Below are 1,213 nucleotides of genomic sequence, written 5' to 3'. Positions count from 1 at the left end.
GTATGCAAAATGCGTCTATAAAGATGCGCCTAGAGGAGTTGCAAAGCCTCACGCAAGCCGAGAACCACCGCATCGAATTGATGGCGAAAGCAGACGTTTCGATCATGAAATCTGAAAAAATATATAAAACCGTAGCGCAAGTTGGGAAACAGGTGAACGCGGGTGATACTCTCGCTCAAGCTGTTGATTGCAGGGAAGCGTTTGTCGTTGCGATCTTCTCCGAGCGTCAGGCGCAGGCGTTGGGAGTCGGGGCTAAAGTCGTGGTCGAATCGGACGCATGGTCTTCGCCGGTCTCGGGTCTGGTAAGCCGGCTCCTTCCTCGCACCACGGATCGTGTTGATCTCGACTTTGCGGTTCCGTTTCCGCCAACGGAACGCCGTGAGCTCTATGCCTTCATAACTCCGGAGAAATCGACACAGGAAGGGGCTGCCGATTTGTGCTCGGTCGGGACATGGGTCACAGTAACGCGGCAAAGCGATTGGGCCGGAAAAACAAGCGCCTACGTCAATGGAGCGACTGCAGCGCTTGCGAACCAGGTAGAAAAGCTGGAATTGGCCTTCCTGCGGGAGGGATCAAAGCTCGTTGATGTCAGCATGTATATCTCGGGCAAGGCAAATGCCGCGGAGCCACGCCTTCATACAGAAACTGTTTTGATAGCGGACGAAAAAAATGATTCCGTTCAAGTACTGAAGAAAACGGCATGCCTGTTAAGCAAATGCCAAGCCACGGATTATCTGTTCGACCATGGGGTAGGGCTGGATCCGACACCATTCCTTCACGAGCGAATTATTGCCGATAGCGGGACGCAAGCCGTCTTTGATACGAGATGGAACTAGCCGGTGTTAGACATATGCCGCTCGGCTTTCTGCGTTGCGACGGTCTGTGGGTTAGCCGTTACGGCCAGTCATGCCGCCGATCGTGCCGCCGGATCGACTTTGTGTACGGCTTTAGCTCGTTTGCAAACAGAAGGAGCGGGTGGCACCGTGCTGACCATGTTTCTGCCGAGCTACCTGTCTTCGATTGGAGGTCCGCCCTTGCCAGAAGCCCTCCAAAACACAGCGTTTGTCTATGACAATTCGCTGGCGGCAATGGCTTTCCTAGCGTGTGGGGAGATTGATCGCGCCAGATCAATCGGCGATGCGTTGATTGTTGCCGGTGGGAAAGACCGATTCTACACGGATGGGCGACTTCGCAACGCGTATCGAGCCGGGCC

The 1,213-nt window shown here is 54.6% G+C and carries 1 protein-coding gene; it reads left to right on the top strand.

Features of this window, described 5'->3' with window-relative positions; all coding sequences use genetic code 11:
* Nucleotides 1-836: HlyD family secretion protein (locus ACXJ5O_RS27505; protein WP_457302677.1), on the top strand; the 836-nt coding region annotated here is incomplete at its 5' end.
* Between the last annotated feature and the right edge of the window lie 377 nt (nt 837-1,213).

The organism is Phyllobacterium sp. P5_D12 (genome assembly GCF_054049495.1).
This window is presented reverse-complemented; position numbering and strand designations above follow the sequence as displayed.